We start from the raw sequence: 18,781 nt of genomic DNA, 5'->3' as shown, positions 1-18,781 counted from the left end.
GCGGCGGGGGGCGGGCAGAAGCTGCTTGGCGAGCCGCACAAACCCGAAAGCGGCTAACCCAGAACGGAGAGAGTGTGATGCCTGTCACCATTTCACGTATTGCCCGCCTGTCGGCCCTGTCGGTCGGCATGCTCGCCAGCGGCCTCGCGGTCGCCGAGGCCCGGATCGACCCTGAACTCACCCGCCTGCTCGCCAGCACCCCGGCCACCGAGGACCTGCAGATCGTCATCAGCTACGAGCAGTCCGGACCGGTCACCGCCGCCCAGATCGCCGCGCTGCGCGACCTGGGCATCGACCGCGGCGTGCACATGCACACCCTGCCGATCGCCGGCGCGCTGGCGACCCCCGCCGAGATCCGCGCTCTGGCCGCGCGCGACGACGTTGCTTCGATCTATTTCAACGCCCCGCTGCGCTTCTTCAACAAGGAGCAGCGCGAGATCAGCGGCGCCGCGCGGGTGGTCGAGAACCCGGCCGACTTCAGCCGCGCGATTCCCTACAGCGGCCGCGGCGTGACCGTGGTGGTGAACGACTCCGGCATCGACGCGACCCACGAGGACCTGAAGTTCGGCGAGAACGTCGTGCAGAACGTCCAGGCCGCGCAGAACATCCTCGCCAGCCTGGCCAACGACCTCGCGGGCCCGGGCATCTCGCCGATGCTGTATGTCGAGGACCAGCTCAACACCGACCTCGGTGGCTCGGGCCACGGCACCCATGTCGCCGGCACCGTCGGCGGCACCGGCGAGCGTTCGGGCGGCCTGTACCGCGGCGTGGCGCCCGGCGCGAAGCTGGTGGGCTACGGCTCGGGCGGCGCACTCTTCATCCTGGACGCGGTCGGCGGCCTGGACTATGCGGCGACGCACCAGTTCAGCTTCGACCACCCGATCCGCGTCACCAGCAACTCCTGGGGCACCTCGGGAAAGTTCGATCCGATGCACCCGGTGAGCATCGCGACGTACGAGCTCTACAAGCGCGGTATCGTCAGCGTCTTCGCCGCCGGCAATGACGGCCCGGGCGAAGACACCCACAACCCGTACGCGCAGGCGCCCTGGGTGATCTCGGTCGGCGCGGGCGAGAAGGATGGCGTGCTCACGTCGTTCTCCTCGCGCGGCAACCGCGGCGAGAGCGGCACCTTCACGATGCCGGACGGCAAGTCGTGGACTTACTTCAACGAGCCCACCGTCGTCGCCACCGGCGTGGACATCATCTCCACCCGCGCCAGCACCAGCGCACTGGGCGCGCTGTCGGCGGAGCAGGACGCGGCGGCGATGGCGCCGGCGCACCTGCCGTTCTACACCCACTCCAGCGGCACCTCGATGGCGACTCCGCACGTGTCGGGCATCCTCGCCCTGATGTTCGAGGCCAACCCGAACCTCACGCCCATGGAGGCGAAGTCCATCCTCGAGGAAACCGCCGCCAACATGACCGGCCGCCTGGCCTGGGAGGCCGGTGCCGGCCACGTCAACGCGTATGCCGCGGTCGCGGCGGCGCAGGGGCTGCGCACCGATTACGGCCGTACCGTGAACGTCCTGCGCGAGTTCAACAGCAATGCGCTGCTGGCCCCGGGCGGCGAGCCGCTGCCGTTCTCAATCCTGTTCTCGCCGGTCGGCGAGCCGGAGGAAGTTGCGTTCGAAGTTGGCCCGGAAGTGGCCTTCGTCTCGGCCCGCGCCACCACCGACACCAACACGGTGGCGATCGTGCTGACCGATCCGGATGGCGTTCGCTACGGTTCGTCGATCGCGCTGCCGGTGCTCGGGAGCACCATCACCACCGGCGCGCCCGGCAAGGCCGGCACCTGGAAGATCTCGGTGAGCGGCATCGGTTCTGTGTCCGGCGTGGCGGTGGATCCGACCCGCAGCACCAATGGCGTCGCCGCGCCAGGCATCATCGAGGGCGAGATCAGCTTCATCAACAGCGGCGGCTACACGGGCCTTGACGACGTGCACTCGCATCCGGCGCGCACTGCGATCGAGTTCGCCGTCGCCAATCGCCTCGTGGACGGCTACTCGGACAGGAAGTTCCGCCCCGACCAGCAGCTCAAGCGGGCCGAGCTGGCACAGTACCTGTTGATGGGCGCCAGCATCCGCCAGTCGCTGCCGCTGTCGGGCGTGCCGAGCTTTGGCGACGTGTCGCCCAGCACCCGGGAGTACGCCTACGCCGAAGCGGCCATCGCCAAGGGTGCGCCGCTGCGCGACCTGGGCCAGGACGACGCCGGCGTGATGCGCCTGGTGAACGGGCAGTTCAAGCCCGGTGCCAACGTGAGCCGCCTCGACCTGGCCTATGCGCTGGTGCAGGCCCAGGGCCTGCAGGATCTCGCCACGTCGTTCAATGGTCCGCTCACCGTGCTGTTCAACGGCCAGCGCATCGCCCTCGAGGACGCCGGCGCGATCCCGGCCAGCCAGCGCGGCTACGTGCAGTACGCGCTGGATACGGGCGTGATCAACGCACGGTTCGCGCTGGTGCAGGGGCCGTTCGACCTGCAGCCGACCATCAAGGCCTACTTCGATCCGGGCCAGGCGGTGACGCGCGCCGCCTACGCCGTGGCCGCCAGCCGGTTCCAGGTGCAGTACCAGTCGGCCGAAGACTGACCGTACCTGCGTGACCCCAAGGCCCGGCCGTTTTGGCCGGGCCTTTTTCTTGAGGGCGGGTGACCTGAGTATGGAACTTGTAGCCAATCAGCCAGTGAGTCCGGGGTGGATGGTATCGGGTTCCGACCAGTTCCGGCGAATGGTCGCCGGGGGCTTGTAGCCATGGGCGCTGTGCGGTCGCTGCTCGTTGTAGAACTGCCGCCAGCGTTCGATCAGCACCTTTGCCTCGGCGCGGCTGCGGAACCATTCCCGGTTCAGCAACTCGTCCCGAAGCTTGCCGTTGAAGCTCTCGACGAACCCGTTCTGCCAAGGGCTGCCCGGCGCGATGAAGGCCGGACCGATCGCCGCGTCGCGCAGCCAGCGCATCACCTTAGCCGCGGTGAACTCGGCGCCGTTGTCGGAGCGGACAAAAGCCGGCTTGCCGTAGATCCGCATCAGCCGCGACAAGGTCAGGATCACGTCCTGCGCCCGCAGGCTGGCCCCGACCTCGATGGCCAGGCATTCGCGGGTGTATTCGTCGATCACGCACAGCATCTTCAGGGCGCGCCCGTCGACCATCTGGTCGTGGACGAAGTCGTAGCTCCAAACCGCATTCGGGCGAACCGCGCCCGGCAGGCGAATGTCGTTGCCGGAACGGCGGCGACGCGGCCGGCGGCGGGGAATGTTCAACCCCAGCTGGCGCCACAGACGCCGCACCCGGGCCTCGCCCAGATCCAGCCACGCCGCCATCCGGCGATACCCGAAGCGCGGCACCTTCGGCGACGCGGCGAGCAGTCGCTCGGCCACCGCCTGGTCCTTGGCGGCCTGGCGCGGGGCGTAGCTGGCGATGCGGCGGCTCAGGCCCAGGTAATGAAGGGCCTTTCGCTGCGAGAGTCCCCGACGGACCAGCACCTGGACCGTGTCGCGTCGTTCCGACGGGGTCATCATTTTTTTCGGACGATCTCCTTCATCCCGTCGATGACCAGCATCTGCTCGGCCACCAGCCGCTTGAGCCGGGCGTTCTCGGACTCGAGGTCCTTGAGCCGCCGGGCGTCGGGCACGTCCAGGCCGCCGAACTTGTTGCGCCAGCGGAAAAAGGTCTGCTCGGTCAGGTTGTGCTTCTTGCACAGGGCCTTGATCGACATGGCGCCGACCTCGGCCTCGCGCAGGATGCCGATGATCTGCTCGTCGGTGAATCGCTTCTTCATGGAGCTCTCCTTGCCTGTTAAGGGTAGAGAACTCACCAGCCAACTGGCTACACGATCCGTCTCAGGTCAGCACGGCTACTTATCTTTACGGGAAGGGAAGTCCAACGCGGAACATCGATGTCTTCGGGCTTGCTACGTTCATCGGGTTTGATAAAAACCAAGAAATGCTGATGAGGCGCGCTCTGGACGATGCTGTCGCTACGATGAAGACTTGCACAAAGTGCATGGACTGTGGTGAAGGCGATCGAAAGAAGAACTATTGTATTGATCCGTTTGAGAAGCAGGACTTGATTACGGACCTCCAGAACGCTCAGTTTGAGTACCATCCACAGACGTACAAAGGAGACGCAAAGGGTAAGCTCCTTCGGGACGCAGCTGGCAAGCCGATCCCTGCGATGTACGGCCAGTACCTGGGAAGTGGCCGCGTAGCGATCTATCCAATTGCGTTTTCTAAGTTCCCCTGTTCACTGGCGTCTCTGCTCGCCCATGAGGTGGGGCATGGGACATTTACTCACAGTCAGATTTACAACTACGAATTTGAATGCTTCAACTGCAATAACTTAGGATGGTGATGAGATGAGGATTACTACTTTTTTAGTCCTCTTGCTCCTTGGTTGCCAAGACACCAATGTAGACTGCAAACCTGTGGTCATCGAAGGCATGCCGGAAGTGGTCGTCGGGCAAGAGCTCAAGGACGGTTTTTCCGAGTTCCAACGGTTGGGTTCGAACGCCGCGGGTTTAGAGGCCTTAGGGCCTCCTTCTGATGCAGAGCGCCAGGGAGTGAATGCGAAGTTCACTTGGGTTGCAGTTTCCCGACGAACAGCCACTTTGAGCGGCTGCGGTCTTCCGGAGGCGTCCACCCACAACGTCATTCAACGGGTTATCGAGGTCAGTGTTACGGACGGAGAAATCGAAAGTTGCCTTGTTAAGACGTTTCAGTTCATTGGAGAAGATTCCGATCCCGACTTCGAAGTCGATCAGCCGGTGAATGAGCGGATAGAGAGTTGCGCTGAGTACAGGTCCGAATAGACACGCGCACGTTATCGATACGCCGCAGCTCTCCCATGCCTCACGATTAAGCGCTGGAGGGGGGCAGCAGGTACCGTTGATTCGTTGGGAGCCTCGTGCCTGGCCGCCTGGCTCGGCTGGTTAACGACCCTGAGCTACCCGGGGTAGTACTACGGCGCCGAGACGGGGCTCCACCGAGTCCCCCAATTTCAATAGCGGTGCTATTTGGAGTCCAATCTCACCTGATTCAGCTGTATCGCGCAGGCTAGTCTGTTTGAATCGCCCCGGGTTTCGTAGACATCTACTGGCCTGAATGTCCCGACCGCCTTTCAAACTCTACCGGAGACAAGCCTCCGTTGGAGCCGTGGCGGCGGCGGGGGTTGTAGAACATCTCGATGTAGTCGAACAGATCACTCCGGGCCGCTGCCCGGGTCAGGTAGATCTTGCGACGGATCCGCTCCCGCTTCAGCAGCTGGAAGAAGCTCTCAGCGACCGCGTTGTCGTGGCAATTACCGCGTCGGCTCATGCTGCAAACGATGCCATGGGCTTTGAGGAAGGCCTGCCAGTCGCCTCCGGTGAACTGGCTGCCCTGGTCCGAGTGAAGCATCAGCCCCGACTCCGGTTTGCGACGCCATACGGCCGACGTCAGCGCCTGCAGCACCAGGTCGGCCTGCATGTGGCCCTGCGTGGCCCAACCGACGATCTGGCGCGAAAACAGATCCAAGACGACAGCCAGGTAAATCCAACCTTCGTGGGTTCGGATATAGGTGATGTCGGTAACCCAGTGCGTGTTCGCAGCCGGCACCGTGAACTGCCGGTCGAGCCGGTTCGGCGCCACCGTCGACGGCAGGCCGCCTCGCGGCCTCGGTCGGCGACCATAGCCGACCTGCGCCTTGAGCCCTTCCGCCCGCATCAGACGATAGATCCGATGCTTGCCGCAGGTTTCTCCCAAGTCCCGAAGATCACCGGCCACCTTGCGATATCCGTAGACCGTGCCGCTTTCGAGCCAGGCCTGCTTGACCAGTCCCGAGAGCCGGCGATCTTCCTTCGCCCGGTCGCTGACAGGCGCCGCCAGCCACGCGTAGAAGCCGGCGCGCTGGACGCCCAGCACTCGGCACATCGTGGTCACGCGGAACTCCTGCTGATGCGCCTTCATGAACGCGTACTTCGCCCTTACCCCTTGGCAAAGTACGCTGCGGCCTTTTTTAGGATGTCGCGCTCCTCGGTCAGGCGCTTCACCTCGGCCTGCAGCCGCCGATTCTCGGCGGCAAGCCCGGCATCGGCCTGCCGTTCCACCGGCGCCTTGCGGTGCTGCCGGACCCAGGCGTACATCGAATCGATGCTGACTCCCAGCCGGGTCGAGACTTCACGCACTGAACGGCCGTGCTCGATCACTTGCCGGGCCGCCTCGGCCTTGAACTCGTCCGTGTACTGCTTGGTACCCATACCCACCTCCGTAATTGCCGTAATGTACGGCCTGGAGATGTCTAGAGAACCCGGGGCGATTCACTTGCTACGTATCTCGGTCAGCTTTACGCTGCCCACAGGCAAGCGCCGTTAAGTGGCTCCAACGAGGAGAAATCTTCATGGGGCTATCAAAACGGGGTGACGTCTGGTGGGTCGCCTTCACCACGCCGAACGGCGAAAGAATACGCCGCTCTGCTGGGACTCCCGACCAAACCGCAGCCCAGGAATTCCTCGACCGATTGAAGGTCAGGTACTGGGAAGAACAGCGGTTAGGCGTGAAGCCTGATCGCAGCTGGCAGGACGCCGCTGTGAGGTGGGTGAAGGAAACCAGCCACAAGCGATCGCACGACAAGGATGTGGCCAACCTGCGTTGGCTGCATCCCTTCCTGGGCCACCTGATGTTGAGTCAGGTGACGCGGGAGGTGGTCGAGAAGATTGGCGAGAAGAAGTCCGCTCAGTCGAGCCCTTCCACCGCCAATCGCACCTTGGCCTTGGTGCGGTCGATCTTGCGACGGGCAAAGGACGATTGGGAGTGGGTGGATCACATTCCCAAGGTCCGGCTCTTCCGGGAACCGAAGAAGCGTATTTGCTTCCTTTCCCCGAACGAGGCGCGGCGGCTCCTGACCGAGTTGCCGCTCCACCTACGGGATATGGCGCAGCTGGCGCTTACGACGGGGCTCCGGCAGCGCAACGTGTCTTACCTGCGATGGGACCAGGTGGACATGAGCCGTCGCGTCGCGTGGATCCATCCGGACGAGGCCAAGGCCGGCAGGGCCATTGGCGTTCCATTGAACGAGGACGCGTTCGACGTGTTGCGTCGGCGTCTGGGAGGGCATCGGGAATACGTGTTCGCCTACCAAGGCCAGCCCGTCGCCCGGTGTTCGACCAGGGCATGGAAGCAAGCGGTGGAAAGGGCGGGCATCGAGCCCGGCTTTCGTTGGCACGACCTGCGGCACACCTGGGCGTCCTGGCACGTCCAGAACGGCACGCCGCTGCAGGAGCTGATGGAGCTGGGAGGCTGGGCGAGCTACGAGATGGTGCTTCGGTACGCGCATCTGGCGGCCGATCACCTGCGGGGCGCGGCCAGCCGCATCGATGGCACGTTTTTGACACACAAACAAAAGCCGCAACTAGTGCGGCTTTCGTAAGTGCTTGACGAATATGGTGGCCGAGGACGGAATTGAACCGCCGACACGGGGATTTTCAATCCCCTGCTCTACCAACTGAGCTACTCGGCCAGGATTTGGCTGGCATGCGCACCGGGCGGGCCCGGGCGAGCGGCGAATCATAGCGGAACCCGGCTGGCCGGGGCAAGCCGGTTCAGGGCCCTAAATTCCTTATGAACGCCTGGCCGGGGGTGGGGACGCGTCGGCCGTGGTCGAGGTTAGGGTAGGGACGTGGCCCGCTTGGGGTCCGAACCAGGAGCTGTGCAATGTCCGTCCGCCCCGTGCTTGCCGCAATCACCGCCGCCCTCGTGGTTTCCCTGTCCTCCCCGGCCATGGCCCGGGAATCGAAGGAAGAGCGCGAGGCCCGCTACGCCGAGAACCTCGAACTGGCCCGCGCCCACGCCGGCGAGCCGGTCGAGAAGGTCCGCTTCCTCAACGAGCCCTACAAGTACGAAGTGCTGGGCAACCACCACCTGCTCGTGTGGCAGAACCAGCGCACCGCCTGGCTGGTCGACCTCAAGCAGGACGCCGGCTGCCGCCGCATGTCCAACTCGCTGTCGATCCGCATCGACATGGTCAACGAGATGCAGACCATGAACACCTCGAACGGCTACATCGTCGGCAGCCAGGGCGAGCGCTGCAAGATCGAAGGTTTGCGCAAGGTGGACGTGGCCGCGATGCGTGCCGCCCGGGAAAACGCCGTGGCCTCCAGCGCCAGCTGATCCCCGGTCGTCCGTGCTTCACCGCGAAGCCCGCGCCAGTTGCGCGGGCTTCGTGTCTTCAGGCCTCGGGCGGCACGTAGCCCGCGGGTTTCTCGGCGCCGCCTGCGAACAGGAATTTCTCCATCTCGGCCTCCAGGAAGGCCCGGTGCTTGGGGTCCATGGGCGAGAGGCGGTTTTCGTTGATCAGCATGGTCTGGTGCGCCAGCCACTGCTGCCAGGCCTCGCGGCCGATGTGTTCGAACACGCGCTTGCCCAGCGCGCCGGGCCAGGGCACGAAGGCCAGGCCTTCGCTGTCGCGCTGGAGTTTTTCGCAGAAGACGGTGCGGCTCATGGCGTCAGGCTTCCCAGTAGTTTCTTGACGGGGGCGGGCAGGCCGACCTCGTGCAGGCGGTCGAGGGGCTGCCAGCGCAATCCGGCATCCACGCCGATCGTGGCGGCGGGCTCGGCCACGCGCCAGCCCATCGGTTCGATGCGCAGGCGGTAGTGGCTGAAGGTGTGCTCGATCAGCGGCAGCGGCTCGGCGGCATCAAAGTCGAGCGCGTGCGGGCGCAGGAAATCGCGCGCTTCGTCGTGGCTGGCGGCCTCGGGCAGCGACCACATCCCCGACCAAACCCCGGTCTCCGGGCGGCGCGCCAGCAGCACCTGGCCGCGCGCGTCGCGCACCAGCAGCATCAGCGTGCGGCGCTCGGGCAGCGGCTTGCCGGGCTTGGCCTCGGGCAGCTGCTCGACCCGGCCCTCGCGCCGCGCGACGCATTCGTCCTGCAGCGGGCACAGCACGCAGGCGGGGTCGTGGCGCGTGCACAGGGTTGCGCCGAAATCCATGATCGCCTGCGTGTAGTCGGCCAGGCGCTTGTCGGGCAAGTGCTGTTCGGCCAGCGCCCACATCTGCTTTTCCACCGCGCTGCTGCCGGGCCAGCCGCCGATGCCGTGGTAGCGCGCCAGCGTGCGCTTCACGTTGCCGTCGAGGATGGGGAACCGGTCGCCGTGCGCCTGCGCCAGGATTGCGCCGGCGGTGCTGCGGCCGATGCCGGGCAGGGCGGCCATCGCCTCGAAATCGCGGGGCAGCTCGCCGCCGTGTTCCGCCACGCAAACGCGCGCGGCCTTGTGCAGGTTGCGCGCGCGGGCGTAGTAGCCCAGGCCCGCCCACAGCGCCAGCACGCGGTCGGTGTCGGCGGCGGCGAGGTCGGGCAGGGTGGGCAGCTCGTCCAGGAACCGCAGGTAGTACGGAATGACGGTCTGCACCTGGGTCTGCTGCAGCATGATTTCCGACAGCCAGACGCGGTAGGGCGTGCGCGGGTGCTGCCAGGGCAGGTCGTGGCGGCCGTCGCGGTCGAACCACTGCAGCAGGCGCTGGGCGAAATCACTCATCGCCGTCGCCTTTTGTGGGAGGGACTTCAGTCCCGATCGCCGCGGCGTTCGGGACTGAAGTCCCTCCTGCAGGGGCGGTGTCGGTTGCCTCGTCATCGAGGGTAATGCGCACGCCCTCTAATGTTGCGCCGCCGACGTCGAGGCGCGGCGCTTGCAGCGTGCCCGACAGCGGCGGCAGCGGGTTGGCGGCGTCGGCGTCGAGCCAGGCCATCAGTCCGGGAACGACCAGCGTGGTTTCCAGCACCGTCTCGTCCCGGCGCAGCAGCAGCGCAAACGGCCCGCTGGCGTCGGGCGGGCCGTCGTATTGCAGCGCGAATCCGAAGGCCGCCGTCGACGAAGCCAGCGGCTCGGGCAGGGCCGGCCAGCCGGCGGGCCAGCGCGGCAGTTCGCCCTTGAGCTGCAGCGACAGCGCCTCGCCGTAGTCCACGCGGCCAGCGCCGTCCAGGTCGGGCAGCGGGGACTCCGAGCGCCACTGCAGCTTGTCGAAAGAGATCGACAGCGGCTCGCCGGTCGCGTCGAGCTGGCCGGCCATCGCCAGGGTCCAGGGCACGTCGGTGTCGCCGCTGCGCAGGCGTCCGTTCGCATCCAGCGCAAGCGGGGTCGCGAGACCGGCGCGATCGGCATCCAGCCGGCCGGCGAACACGATCTCTGTCGTCGGCTGCACGAAGCGGCCGGAGAGTTCGGCGCTCGCCGGCGCGTCCGGCACCAGTTCGGGCAGTTCGAGCGCGAAGGCTTCGATCGCCCAGTCCGTGCCAAGGATTCGCCCGTCGCGCAGCAACAGCCCATCGGTGAACGTAGGTAACTCGAAGGGCGCGGCGGAAGGCGGCCGCGATGCCTGCCAGGTTTCGAACGCGTCCAGGTCCAGCTCGGGCCGCTGCAGCTCCAGGCGCGTGATCACCCGCGAGTCGCCGCCGGTCAGCGTGTCCCAGGGCAGCGAAACCTCGGCGCGCTCGGCGCGAAGTATCCAGGGCGCGGCGGCACCGGGCTGCCGCACCTTCAGTCCCGGCAACACCAACCGCGGCTCGGGCCGCAGCGCGTACTCGGGCGTGCCTTCGATCGTCAACTCGAGCCCCATCGCCTCGCCGGCGCGCGCGAGCACCGTGGCCGTGAGCCGGTTGGGTTCGAGCTGCCGATTGACCCAGACAGCAGCCAGCCCGGCCAGGGCGACGAGGGCCGCCAGGATCCAGGGCCAGCGGCGTTTGCGCGGCGCGTCCGCCATCAGGCCCCGAGCGTGCCGGGCAGCAGCGCGTCCACGAAGCCCTCGGGATCGAACACGCGCAGGTCCTCGGGCTTTTCGCCCAGGCCGATGAAGCGGATCGGGATGCCGAACTCACGCGCCAGCGCGAACAGCACGCCGCCCTTGGCGGTGCCGTCGAGCTTGGTGACGACCAGGCCGGTCACGTTCACCGCGGCGTGGAACTGGCGCAACTGGTTGAGTGCGTTCTGGCCGGTGGTGCCGTCGATCACCAGCAGCACCTCGTGCGGCGCGCGCGCATCCACCTTGCCCAGCACGCGGCGGATCTTGCCCAGCTCGGCCATCAGGCCCTGCTGGGTGTGCAGCCGGCCGGCGGTGTCGGCGATCAGCACGTCCACGCCGCGCGCCTTCGCCGCCTGCAGGCCGTCGAAGGCGACCGACGCCGGATCGGCGTCCTGGCCCTGGGCGATCACGGCGACGTTGTTGCGCTCGCCCCAGATCTTGAGCTGCTCGACCGCGGCGGCGCGGAAGGTGTCGCCCGCGGCGAGCATCAGCGTATGGCCGTCGAGCTGGAAGCGGCGCGCCAGCTTGCCGATGGTGGTGGTCTTGCCGACGCCGTTCACGCCGACGGTGAGGATGACGAAGGGCTTGGCTTCGGCGTCGATCCCGAGCGGCTTGGCCACCGGCTTGAGCATCGCCAGCAGGTCGTTGCGAAGGGCGGTCAGCAGGGCCTGGGCGTCGGCGAAGTCGCGCGCCTTCATGCGCTTGCGCATGCGCTCGACGATCTCGCGGGTGGCGGTGACGCCGACGTCGGCCGTGATCAGCGCGGTCTCGATCTCGTCGAGCAGGTCCTCGTCCAGCTTCGGGTTGCGCGCGAACAGACCGCCCAGGCTGCGCGCGAACAGCGTGCCGCCCAAGGTGCCGCGCATGGCCTCGCGGCCCTCGGCGCGCTCGGCCTCCAGCCGGGCCTGCTTCTCCTCCTGGTGCACGGTGAACGCGCGCGCCAGGTCCTCGGGGCTGAAACCCGCGCGCGTGGGCGCCTCGGCGGGCTTGGCCGGCTCGGGTTTCTCGGGTTTCTTCTTCAGGAAATCGAACATCGCGCTGCTTTCGCGGACAATGCGCGGATGTTACCACCCGGCCCCCTCGCTCCCCGATGAACCCGCGCCCGCCCGGATCCGTCCGCATCATCGCCGGCCACCTGCGCGGCTCGAAGCTCGCGGTGCCCGACCGCCCGGGCCTGCGCCCGACCAGCGACCGCGTGCGCGAGACCCTTTTCAACTGGCTGCAGGCTGGCACGCCCGGCGCCCGGGTGCTGGATCTGTTCGCGGGCACCGGGGCCCTGGGCTTCGAGGCCGCCTCGCGCGGGGCCGCGGGCGTGCTGATGATCGAGCGCGACCCGGCCCTGGCTGAGGCCCTGCGCGCGAACGCCTCCCGCCTGAAGGTCGCTTCCGCCCGGGTCGAGGTCGCCGATGCCCTGGCCTGGCTGCAGCGCGCGCCCGGCGAGGCCTTCGACCTCGTCTTCCTGGACCCGCCCTTCGATGCCGGCCTCTGGGACGCGGCCCTGGCCCGGCTCGGCCCCTGGCTGGCGCCCGGTGCCTGGATCTACGTCGAAAGCCCGGCGAAAACGTCGCCTTCGGTGCCCGAAGGCTGGCGCCTGCACCGGGAGGGCCAGACCCGCGAGGTACGCTTCGCGCTGTTCCAGGCCGGGGACGGCCGGGGCGAATCATCCGCTGCTACACTTGCCGGCGACTCCACTGAGCAGGGCGAAACCCCGGAATGACCCTGGCCCGAAACCGTGTCGCGCTCTACCCCGGCACCTTCGACCCGATCACCAACGGCCACATCGACCTGGTCGCCCGGGCCTCGTCGCTGTTCGACCGGGTCATCGTCGGCGTGGCCGAAAGCCCCGGCAAGGGTCCGGCCCTGCCGCTGGCCGAGCGCGTGGAGCTGGCGCGCCTGGCCCTGGCCGAGTTCGGCAACGTCGAGGTCGCCGGCTTCAACTCGCTGCTGGCCCACTTCGTGCACGAGATCGGCGCCGGGGTGCTGCTGCGCGGGCTGCGCGCGGTCTCGGACTTTGAGTACGAGTTCCAGCTCGCCAGCATGAACCGCCACCTCATCCCCGACGTCGAGACCCTGTTCCTGACGCCGGCCGAGCAACACAGCTTCATCTCCTCCAGCCTGGTGCGTGAAGTCGCGCGCCTGGGCGGCGACGTGTCCGGGTTCGTGCACCCGGCCGTGGCCAAGGCCCTGTCGGCCCGTTGGAAGCGTCCCTGATACCCATTACAAGAGAGGCAACACCATGAACCGCATCCTTGCTCCGCTTGCCCTGCTGCTCTCGCTCACCCTGCTCGCCGGCTGCCAGAAGGAAGAAGAGGCCGCGCCGGCCCCGGCCGCGCTGGTCGCCCCGGCCGACGGCGACGACATGGCCTGGAAGGAATACCTGGGCAAGGTCGTGGCCCAGAACCAGGCCGGCGTCACCGACCGCATCTTCCCGTACTACCTGCCGGCCAACAGCGACACGCTGACCGAGGGCGATGCCGACGGCCGCACCCAGTACGCGCGCCAGCTCGAGAACGTCAGCGCCGTCGTGCTGCGCACCGTGCTGCCGGGCAACATGCTGGCCTTCGGTTCGCCCGACAGCGCCAAGATGGCCGACCTGATCGTCACCGCGTTCACCGGCGCCGAGCCGACTGCGCTGAAGGGCTCGATCGTGCTGTTCATCGGTACCCCGGCCGACAGCGAGCGCGTGAAGCCGGTGGTCGAGGCCTCGGGCGCGACCTACGTCTTCGTCGAAGCCAAGTGAGAAACGACGCGCGTCCCGGCTCCGGCCGGGGCGCGCGTGACTGCCAATGTCCCTGCTGATCAACCAGCTTTGCATCAATTGCGACGTCTGCGCGCCGGCCTGCCCGAACGATGCGATCAGCCAAGGTGAAACGATCTACGTGATCGACCCGCGCCGCTGCACCGAGTGCGTCGGCCACCACGACGAGCCCCAGTGCGTCGTCGTTTGCCCGGTCGAGTGCATCGACCCCGACCCGGCCCATCCCGAAACCCACGAGCAACTGCTCGCCAAATTGCTGAACCTGCAGCAGGAGTCCGCCGCGTGAACCGAGCCCTCGTCCTTGGCCTGCTGTTCCTGCCGCTGCTGGCGCTGGCGGATGCGCCCGCCGCCAAGCCGCGCCAGGCCGCCATCGCCAGCGCCAACGCCTACGCCACCGACGCCGGCATGGAAGTGCTGGCGAAAGGCGGCAATGCCTTCGACGCCGCGGTGGCGGTCAGCGCCACGCTGGGACTGGTCGAGCCGGAAAGCTCGGGCCTGGGCGGCGGCGGCTTCATGCTGCTGCACGTGGCCCGGGACCAGCGCGACGTGTTCGTGGATGCGCGCGAGCGTGCACCGTTCGCCGCCACCCGCGACATGTTCCTGGACGCCGAAGGCAACGCCAACCGCCGGCTGTCGGTGGACGGCGCACTGGCCGCGGGCATCCCCGGCCTGCCTGCCGGTCTCGAGCACCTGGCGAAGCGCTACGGCAAGCTGCCGCTGTCCGAGTCCCTGGCGCCGGCCATCCGCCTCGCGCGCGAGGGCTGGAAGTTCGGTCCCAAGAACGCCGCGATGATGGGCTACCGCCGCGACGCGCTGGCCGCGAACGCCGGTGCGGCCAGGCTGTTCCTGCGCGATGGCCAGGTGCCCGCGCAGGGCACGCTGATGCGCAACGAGGACTACGCGCGCACGCTGGAGGCGATCGCGCGCGAAGGCGCCGACGGCTTCTACCGCGGCGCCAACGGCCGCCGCCTGGTGGCGGGCGTGCGCAAGGCCGGCGGCATCTGGACCGCGCGCGACCTCGAGGAATACCGCGTGGTCGAGCGCGAGCCGATCCGCATCCGCCACCGCGGCGTCGAGATCGTCACCGCGCCGCCGCCGTCCTCGGGCGGCGTGGCGCTGGCGACCATCTTCAACATCCTCGACGGCTACGACTACCCCGCGATGGGCAAGGTGCCGCGCACCCACCTGGTGGTGGAGGCGATGCGACGCGCCTACCGCGACCGCGCCATCTACCTCGGCGACCCGGACTTCGTGCCGGTGCCGGTGCCGCTGCTGACGGGCAAGGACTACGCCGCGGGCCTGCGCGCCGGCATCAACCCCGACCGCGCCACGCCCAGCGACATGCTGCCGGGCGTCACGCTCTCGCCCGCGCGTCCCGACACCACGCATTTCTCGGTCATTGACGCGGAAGGCAACCTTGCCGCCGTCACCCAGACCGTGAACCTGCCTTACGGCAACGCGGTGGTGGTGCCCGGCACCGGCTTCCTGCTCAACAACGAGATGGACGACTTCTCGGTGAAGCCGGGCGTGCCCAATGCCTTTGGCCTGGTCGGCGAGGACGCCAACGCGATCGCGCCCGGCAAGCGCCCGCTGTCGTCGATGACGCCGACCTTCCTGATTGGCCAGGACCGCGTCGCGGTGCTGGGCACGCCGGGCGGCAGCCGCATCGTCACCATGGTGCTGCTGGGCCTGTTCGAACTGCTGGACGGCGAGGGCGCGCAGGCCACGGCCGATGCGCCCCGCTTCCACCACCAGTACCTGCCCGACCAGCTCTCGGCCGAGCCGGAAGCGTTCACCGCGGCCGAGATCGAGGCGCTGAAGGCGCGTGGCCACGCGGTGCAGGTCGGCGACCGCAGCTGGGGCAACATGCAGGTGGTGCTGTGGCGGCGCGACACCGGCGAAGTCGAAGCCGGCACCGACCCGCGCTGGAAGGGCGTGGGCAAGGGCACGTCGTCCGACGAGTCCGCCATTTACCGCTAGGAGCAAGGCCATGAAGCTTTGGTCGATCATGGGCAATTCGCAGCGCCTCGACGGCGGCGCGATGTTCGGCAATGCGCCGCGGGCGATGTGGGCCAAGTGGGTGCAGCCGGACGAACAGAACCGGATCCCGCTGGCCTGCCGCGCGCTGCTGGCCAGCCCGCTCAACGGCAAGACCGTGCTGTTCGAGACCGGCATCGGCGCCTTCTTCGAGCCGAAGATGCGCGAGCGCTACGGCGTGGTCGAGCCGCAGCACGTGCTGCTCGAGTCGCTGGCCAAGGCCGGCTTTTCGCACCAGGACATCGACGTGGTGGTGCTCAGCCACCTTCACTTCGACCACGCCGGCGGCCTGCTGGCGCCATGGAAGGAAGGCGAGGCGCCGTCGCTGCTGTTCCCCAACGCCACCTTCGTGGTCGGTGCCGAACACTGGCAGCGCGCGGTGGACCCGCATTCGCGCGATCGCGCCAGCTTCATCCCCGAGCTCGCGCCGCTGCTCGAGGCCAGCGGCCGGCTGGAGCTTGTCGACGGGCCGCACTGCCGCGCGCTGGGCGACAGCGTGCGCTTCCATGCCAGCCAGGGCCACACGCCGGGCCTGCTGCTGGCCGAGATCGTCGGCGCGCCCGATGCCAGCGGCCGCCCGCACGGCGGCCTGGTGTTCTGCGCCGACCTGATCCCGGGCCGGCACTGGGTGCACGTGCCGATCACGATGGGCTACGACCGCTTCCCCGAGATGGTCATCGACGAGAAGCGCGCCTTCCTCGAGGACAAGCTCGCCCGCAACGTGCATCTCTACTTCACCCACGACCACGAGTGCGCGCTGGCGCAGGTCACGAAGGACGAGAAGGGCCGTTTCGGCACCACCCACGAAGTCGCCGAGTTGTCGGCGCGTCCACTTGCCGCCTGAGGACACCACGATGAAGAAGCTGCTTGGCCTGTTGATGCTGTGCGCCGCCCCGGCCGCGATGGCCGCCAACTACGGCGAGCCCATGCCCGCCGGCGAGCCGGTGGCGATCTCGGCCGCCGCCGCCGATCCGGCCGTTCATGCCGATGCGCCCGCCAAGTTCAGCGGCCGCATCACCCAGGTCTGCCAGAAGAAGGGCTGCTGGGTCGTGCTCGAGGACGCCGGCAGCAGCGCCCGCGTGATGGCCAAGGACCACGGCTTCGAGGTGCCCAAGGGCGCCAGCGGCCGCGCGGTCGCCTATGGCCAGCTGCAGATCGAGCCGATCAGCGAAGAGCACGCCCGCCACCTGGTCGAGGAGGACGGCGCCGCGCCGCCGGCCGAGCGCGAGCTGCGCATCGTCGCCACCGCGATCGAGATCCTCGACTGAAGCCAGTGCTGTCACATCGCTGATACCTGGCGCTGGTGCAATGACGGCCTGGTTGCAAGGGCCTCTTTCGCATGGATTCCCTCAAGGATGATTCGCTGCTGTCGCGCCGCCGCCTGCTCAAGGCCGGCGGCCTGGGCCTTGGCGCGGTCGCGCTGGGGCTGAGCCCGATCGGGCAACTGCTGGCGCAGGCCGGTGCGCCGGGCGCCGCCCATGCCGGCTACGGCCCGCTGCGGCCGGTGCGCGACCTCAATACCGGGCTGCCGCTGCTGCAGCTGCCGGCGGGCTTCAGCTACACCACCTTCGGCTGGGCCAACGAGCCGATGTCCGATGGCGAGCGCACGCCCGATTCGCACGACGGCATGGGCGTGGTGCGCGCCGAGGGCGGCGTGGTGACGCTGGTGCGCAACCACGAGGTGAAGGCCGCGTGGGGCAGCTTCGCGCCGGCCGGCGCGACCTACGACGCGCGCTGCAGTGGCGGCACCGCGACCCTTCGCTTCGACACCGCCAGCGGCAAGCTGCTCGAGTCGCGGCCCTCGCTGGGCGGCACCGTCAACAACTGCGGCGGCGGCACCACGCCCTGGGGCACCTGGCTGAGCTGCGAGGAGTTCGTCAGCGCGGCCGGGCCGGTCACGCTGTCCAATGCCGACCACGTGCTCGCGCGCGACCACGGCTTCGTGTTCGAAGTGCCGGCCGACGGCGTCTCGCGCGCCGAGCCGCTGCTGGCGATGGGCCAGTTCAAGCACGAGGCGGTGTCGGTGGATCCCGCGACCGGCATCTTCTACCTCACCGAGGACACCGATCCCGAGGCCGGCTTCTACCGGATGATCCCGAAGGTGCCCGGCCAGCCGGTGCGCGGCGGGCGCCTGCAGATGCTGCGCGCGGTCGGCGCGCCCGACCTGCGCAGCGGCCGCCGCGTGGGCGAGCGGCTGCGCGTGCAGTGGGTGGACATCCCGGATCCGCTGGCGGGCGCCGATACCTACGGCGAGGGCCTGGGCGTGCTGCGCCAGGGCCTTGCGGCCGGCGGCTCGCGCTTCACGCGGCTCGAGGGCGTGATCGTCGGCGATGGCCGCGTTTACTTCACCGCCACCAATGGCGGCGACGCTGCCTGCGGCCAGGTCTGGGCCTACCACCCCGGTGCCGAGGTGCTGGAGCTGGCCTACGAGTCACCGGATCCACTCGAACTCGACTACCCCGACAACGTGGTGCTGAGCCCGCGCGGCGGCCTGGTGATCTGCGAGGACTCCGACCAGCCGGTGCAGCGCCTCTACGGGCTGACCCGCGACGGCGGCCTGTTCGAATTCTGCCGCAACCACGTCCGCCTGGAGGGCCAGATGGGATTCGCCGGCGACTTCCGCGACGCCGAGTGGGCCGGTGCCTGTTTCTCTCCCGATGGCCGCTGGCTGTTTGCGAACGTCTACGCGCCCGGCTTCACCGTGGCGATCACCGGCCCTTGGCGAAACGGCCTGATCTGACCGCGGCATTGCGATCCGCCAGCGACCCGGCGGATCATGGCGGCCACGCCCACGGGATGGACCGCCGATGATCACCCTGCTGTATGCCGCGCTTTGCACCCTGCTTGTCCTCTTCCTCGCCGGCCGGGTGATGGCCTATCGGGTCAAGCATCGGGTCGGGCTGGGCGACGGTGGCCACGGCGAACTCAACCGGCGGGTGCGCGTGCACGCCAATGCCGTCGAGTACCTGCCGCTGGCCTTGATCCTGCTCGGCGGCATGGAGCTGAACGGCTACTCGGACGCGGTCATCCATGGCTTCGGCGCGACGCTGCTGGTCTCGCGCATCCTGCACGCGTGGGGCCTGAGCCGCAGCGGGGGCGTCAGTCCCGGCCGCTTCCTCGGCACGCTGCTCACGCTGCTGCTGATGATCGCGATGGCCCTCTTCGCCATCGCCGGCTTCATCACCCAACTTCCCTGACCCCCGGCGTGCGCAAGGCGCACGTGGC

19 protein-coding genes and 1 tRNA gene are annotated in these 18,781 nt (G+C 68.2%); 13 read left to right on the top strand and 7 right to left on the bottom strand.

Features of this window, described 5'->3' with window-relative positions:
* Positions 1 to 77: 77 nt before the first annotated feature.
* On the top strand, positions 78 to 2,585 hold the full coding sequence (locus tag Q0C12_RS00990; RefSeq protein WP_290884936.1) for a S8 family serine peptidase: 2,508 nt from the start codon (positions 78 to 80) through the stop codon (positions 2,583 to 2,585).
* 87 nt (positions 2,586 to 2,672) lie between these two features.
* On the opposite strand, the gene Q0C12_RS00985 is transcribed toward Q0C12_RS00990, so the two are convergent.
* Positions 2,673 to 3,772 (bottom strand): IS3 family transposase gene (locus Q0C12_RS00985; protein ID WP_290884933.1). Its coding sequence is split into 2 segments (ribosomal slippage): positions 2,673 to 3,523 and positions 3,523 to 3,772, totalling 1,101 coding nucleotides; the frame shifts between segments, so codons are not numbered across the junction.
* 645 nt (positions 3,773 to 4,417) lie between these two features.
* On the opposite strand from Q0C12_RS00985, the gene Q0C12_RS00980 reads away from it, so the two are divergent.
* The gene (locus Q0C12_RS00980) at positions 4,418 to 4,801 is read left to right on the top strand and encodes a hypothetical protein (protein WP_290884930.1); all 384 of its coding nucleotides are present in this window, start codon (positions 4,418 to 4,420) and stop codon (positions 4,799 to 4,801) included.
* Between the two features lie 280 nt (positions 4,802 to 5,081).
* On the opposite strand, the gene Q0C12_RS00975 is transcribed toward Q0C12_RS00980, so the two are convergent.
* A protein-coding gene (locus Q0C12_RS00975) for an IS3 family transposase (RefSeq protein WP_290884927.1) occupies positions 5,082 to 6,226 on the bottom strand; the annotation gives its coding sequence in 2 pieces (ribosomal slippage) (positions 5,082 to 5,980 and positions 5,980 to 6,226; 1,146 coding nt in all).
* A gap of 140 nt (positions 6,227 to 6,366) precedes the next feature.
* On the opposite strand from Q0C12_RS00975, the gene Q0C12_RS00970 reads away from it, so the two are divergent.
* On the top strand, positions 6,367 to 7,395 hold the full coding sequence (locus tag Q0C12_RS00970; protein WP_290884924.1) for a site-specific integrase: 1,029 nt from the start codon (positions 6,367 to 6,369) through the stop codon (positions 7,393 to 7,395).
* Between the two features lie 14 nt (positions 7,396 to 7,409).
* On the opposite strand, the gene Q0C12_RS00965 is transcribed toward Q0C12_RS00970, so the two are convergent.
* A tRNA-Phe gene (locus tag Q0C12_RS00965) sits at positions 7,410 to 7,485 on the bottom strand.
* Positions 7,486 to 7,679: 194 nt separating this feature from the next.
* On the opposite strand from Q0C12_RS00965, the gene Q0C12_RS00960 reads away from it, so the two are divergent.
* On the top strand, positions 7,680 to 8,135 hold the full coding sequence (locus Q0C12_RS00960; RefSeq protein WP_290884921.1) for a DUF6491 family protein: 456 nt from the start codon (positions 7,680 to 7,682) through the stop codon (positions 8,133 to 8,135).
* Between the two features lie 58 nt (positions 8,136 to 8,193).
* On the opposite strand, the gene Q0C12_RS00955 is transcribed toward Q0C12_RS00960, so the two are convergent.
* Genes Q0C12_RS00955 through ftsY form a run of 4 tightly spaced genes read right to left on the bottom strand, consistent with a single transcriptional unit; the run spans position 8,194 to position 11,795 of the window.
* Entirely contained in the window at positions 8,194 to 8,466 is a 273-nt protein-coding gene (locus tag Q0C12_RS00955; protein WP_290884918.1) for an oxidative damage protection protein, read from the bottom strand.
* Positions 8,463 to 9,503 (bottom strand): A/G-specific adenine glycosylase, encoded by a 1,041-nt coding sequence (gene mutY, locus Q0C12_RS00950; RefSeq protein ID WP_290884915.1) that lies wholly within the window; start codon positions 9,501 to 9,503, stop codon positions 8,463 to 8,465. Before mutY ends, Q0C12_RS00955 begins: the two co-directional genes overlap by 4 nt.
* Entirely contained in the window at positions 9,496 to 10,722 is a 1,227-nt protein-coding gene (locus Q0C12_RS00945) for a hypothetical protein (RefSeq protein ID WP_290884912.1), read from the bottom strand. The genes mutY and Q0C12_RS00945 overlap by 8 nt, the downstream gene beginning before the upstream one ends.
* A complete protein-coding gene (ftsY, locus tag Q0C12_RS00940; protein ID WP_290884910.1) occupies positions 10,722 to 11,795 on the bottom strand; it encodes a signal recognition particle-docking protein FtsY in 1,074 nt (357 codons plus the stop codon). Before ftsY ends, Q0C12_RS00945 begins: the two co-directional genes overlap by 1 nt.
* A 56-nt stretch (positions 11,796 to 11,851) precedes the next feature.
* On the opposite strand from ftsY, the gene rsmD reads away from it, so the two are divergent.
* The 9 genes from rsmD to Q0C12_RS00895 all read left to right on the top strand — a co-directional run bounded on the left by rsmD (position 11,852) and on the right by Q0C12_RS00895 (position 18,753).
* Complete coding sequence (gene rsmD / locus Q0C12_RS00935) at positions 11,852 to 12,478, top strand: 16S rRNA (guanine(966)-N(2))-methyltransferase RsmD (RefSeq protein WP_290884907.1); 627 nt, start codon at positions 11,852 to 11,854, stop codon at positions 12,476 to 12,478.
* The gene (coaD, locus tag Q0C12_RS00930) at positions 12,475 to 12,972 is read left to right on the top strand and encodes a pantetheine-phosphate adenylyltransferase (protein ID WP_290884904.1); all 498 of its coding nucleotides are present in this window, start codon (positions 12,475 to 12,477) and stop codon (positions 12,970 to 12,972) included. The genes rsmD and coaD overlap by 4 nt, the downstream gene beginning before the upstream one ends.
* A gap of 25 nt (positions 12,973 to 12,997) precedes the next feature.
* Positions 12,998 to 13,501, top strand: a complete 504-nt coding sequence (locus tag Q0C12_RS00925) for a hypothetical protein (RefSeq protein WP_290884901.1) — start codon at positions 12,998 to 13,000, stop codon at positions 13,499 to 13,501.
* Positions 13,502 to 13,547: 46 nt separating this feature from the next.
* The gene (locus Q0C12_RS00920) at positions 13,548 to 13,805 is read left to right on the top strand and encodes a YfhL family 4Fe-4S dicluster ferredoxin (protein ID WP_290884898.1); all 258 of its coding nucleotides are present in this window, start codon (positions 13,548 to 13,550) and stop codon (positions 13,803 to 13,805) included.
* The gene (gene ggt / locus Q0C12_RS00915; protein ID WP_290884896.1) at positions 13,802 to 15,499 is read left to right on the top strand and encodes a gamma-glutamyltransferase; all 1,698 of its coding nucleotides are present in this window, start codon (positions 13,802 to 13,804) and stop codon (positions 15,497 to 15,499) included. The genes Q0C12_RS00920 and ggt overlap by 4 nt, the downstream gene beginning before the upstream one ends.
* Before the next feature lie 10 nt (positions 15,500 to 15,509).
* The gene (locus Q0C12_RS00910; RefSeq protein WP_290884893.1) at positions 15,510 to 16,400 is read left to right on the top strand and encodes an MBL fold metallo-hydrolase; all 891 of its coding nucleotides are present in this window, start codon (positions 15,510 to 15,512) and stop codon (positions 16,398 to 16,400) included.
* Between the two features lie 10 nt (positions 16,401 to 16,410).
* Positions 16,411 to 16,824, top strand: coding sequence for a DUF4920 domain-containing protein (locus Q0C12_RS00905; protein ID WP_290884891.1), 414 nt, complete (start codon positions 16,411 to 16,413; stop codon positions 16,822 to 16,824).
* Positions 16,825 to 16,895: 71 nt separating this feature from the next.
* Positions 16,896 to 18,296 carry an alkaline phosphatase PhoX gene (locus tag Q0C12_RS00900; protein WP_290884888.1) on the top strand — a complete coding sequence of 467 codons (1,401 nt, stop codon included), beginning with the start codon at positions 16,896 to 16,898 and terminating at the stop codon, positions 18,294 to 18,296.
* Between the two features lie 67 nt (positions 18,297 to 18,363).
* Positions 18,364 to 18,753 (top strand): MAPEG family protein, encoded by a 390-nt coding sequence (locus tag Q0C12_RS00895; RefSeq protein WP_290884885.1) that lies wholly within the window; start codon positions 18,364 to 18,366, stop codon positions 18,751 to 18,753.
* Positions 18,754 to 18,781: the final 28 nt, after the last annotated feature.

This window comes from Arenimonas sp. (assembly GCF_022842045.1).
Taxonomy (GTDB): domain Bacteria; phylum Pseudomonadota; class Gammaproteobacteria; order Xanthomonadales; family Xanthomonadaceae; genus Arenimonas.
Note: the sequence above shows the minus strand (reverse complement) of the source record. Positions and strands in the feature narration are given on the sequence as shown.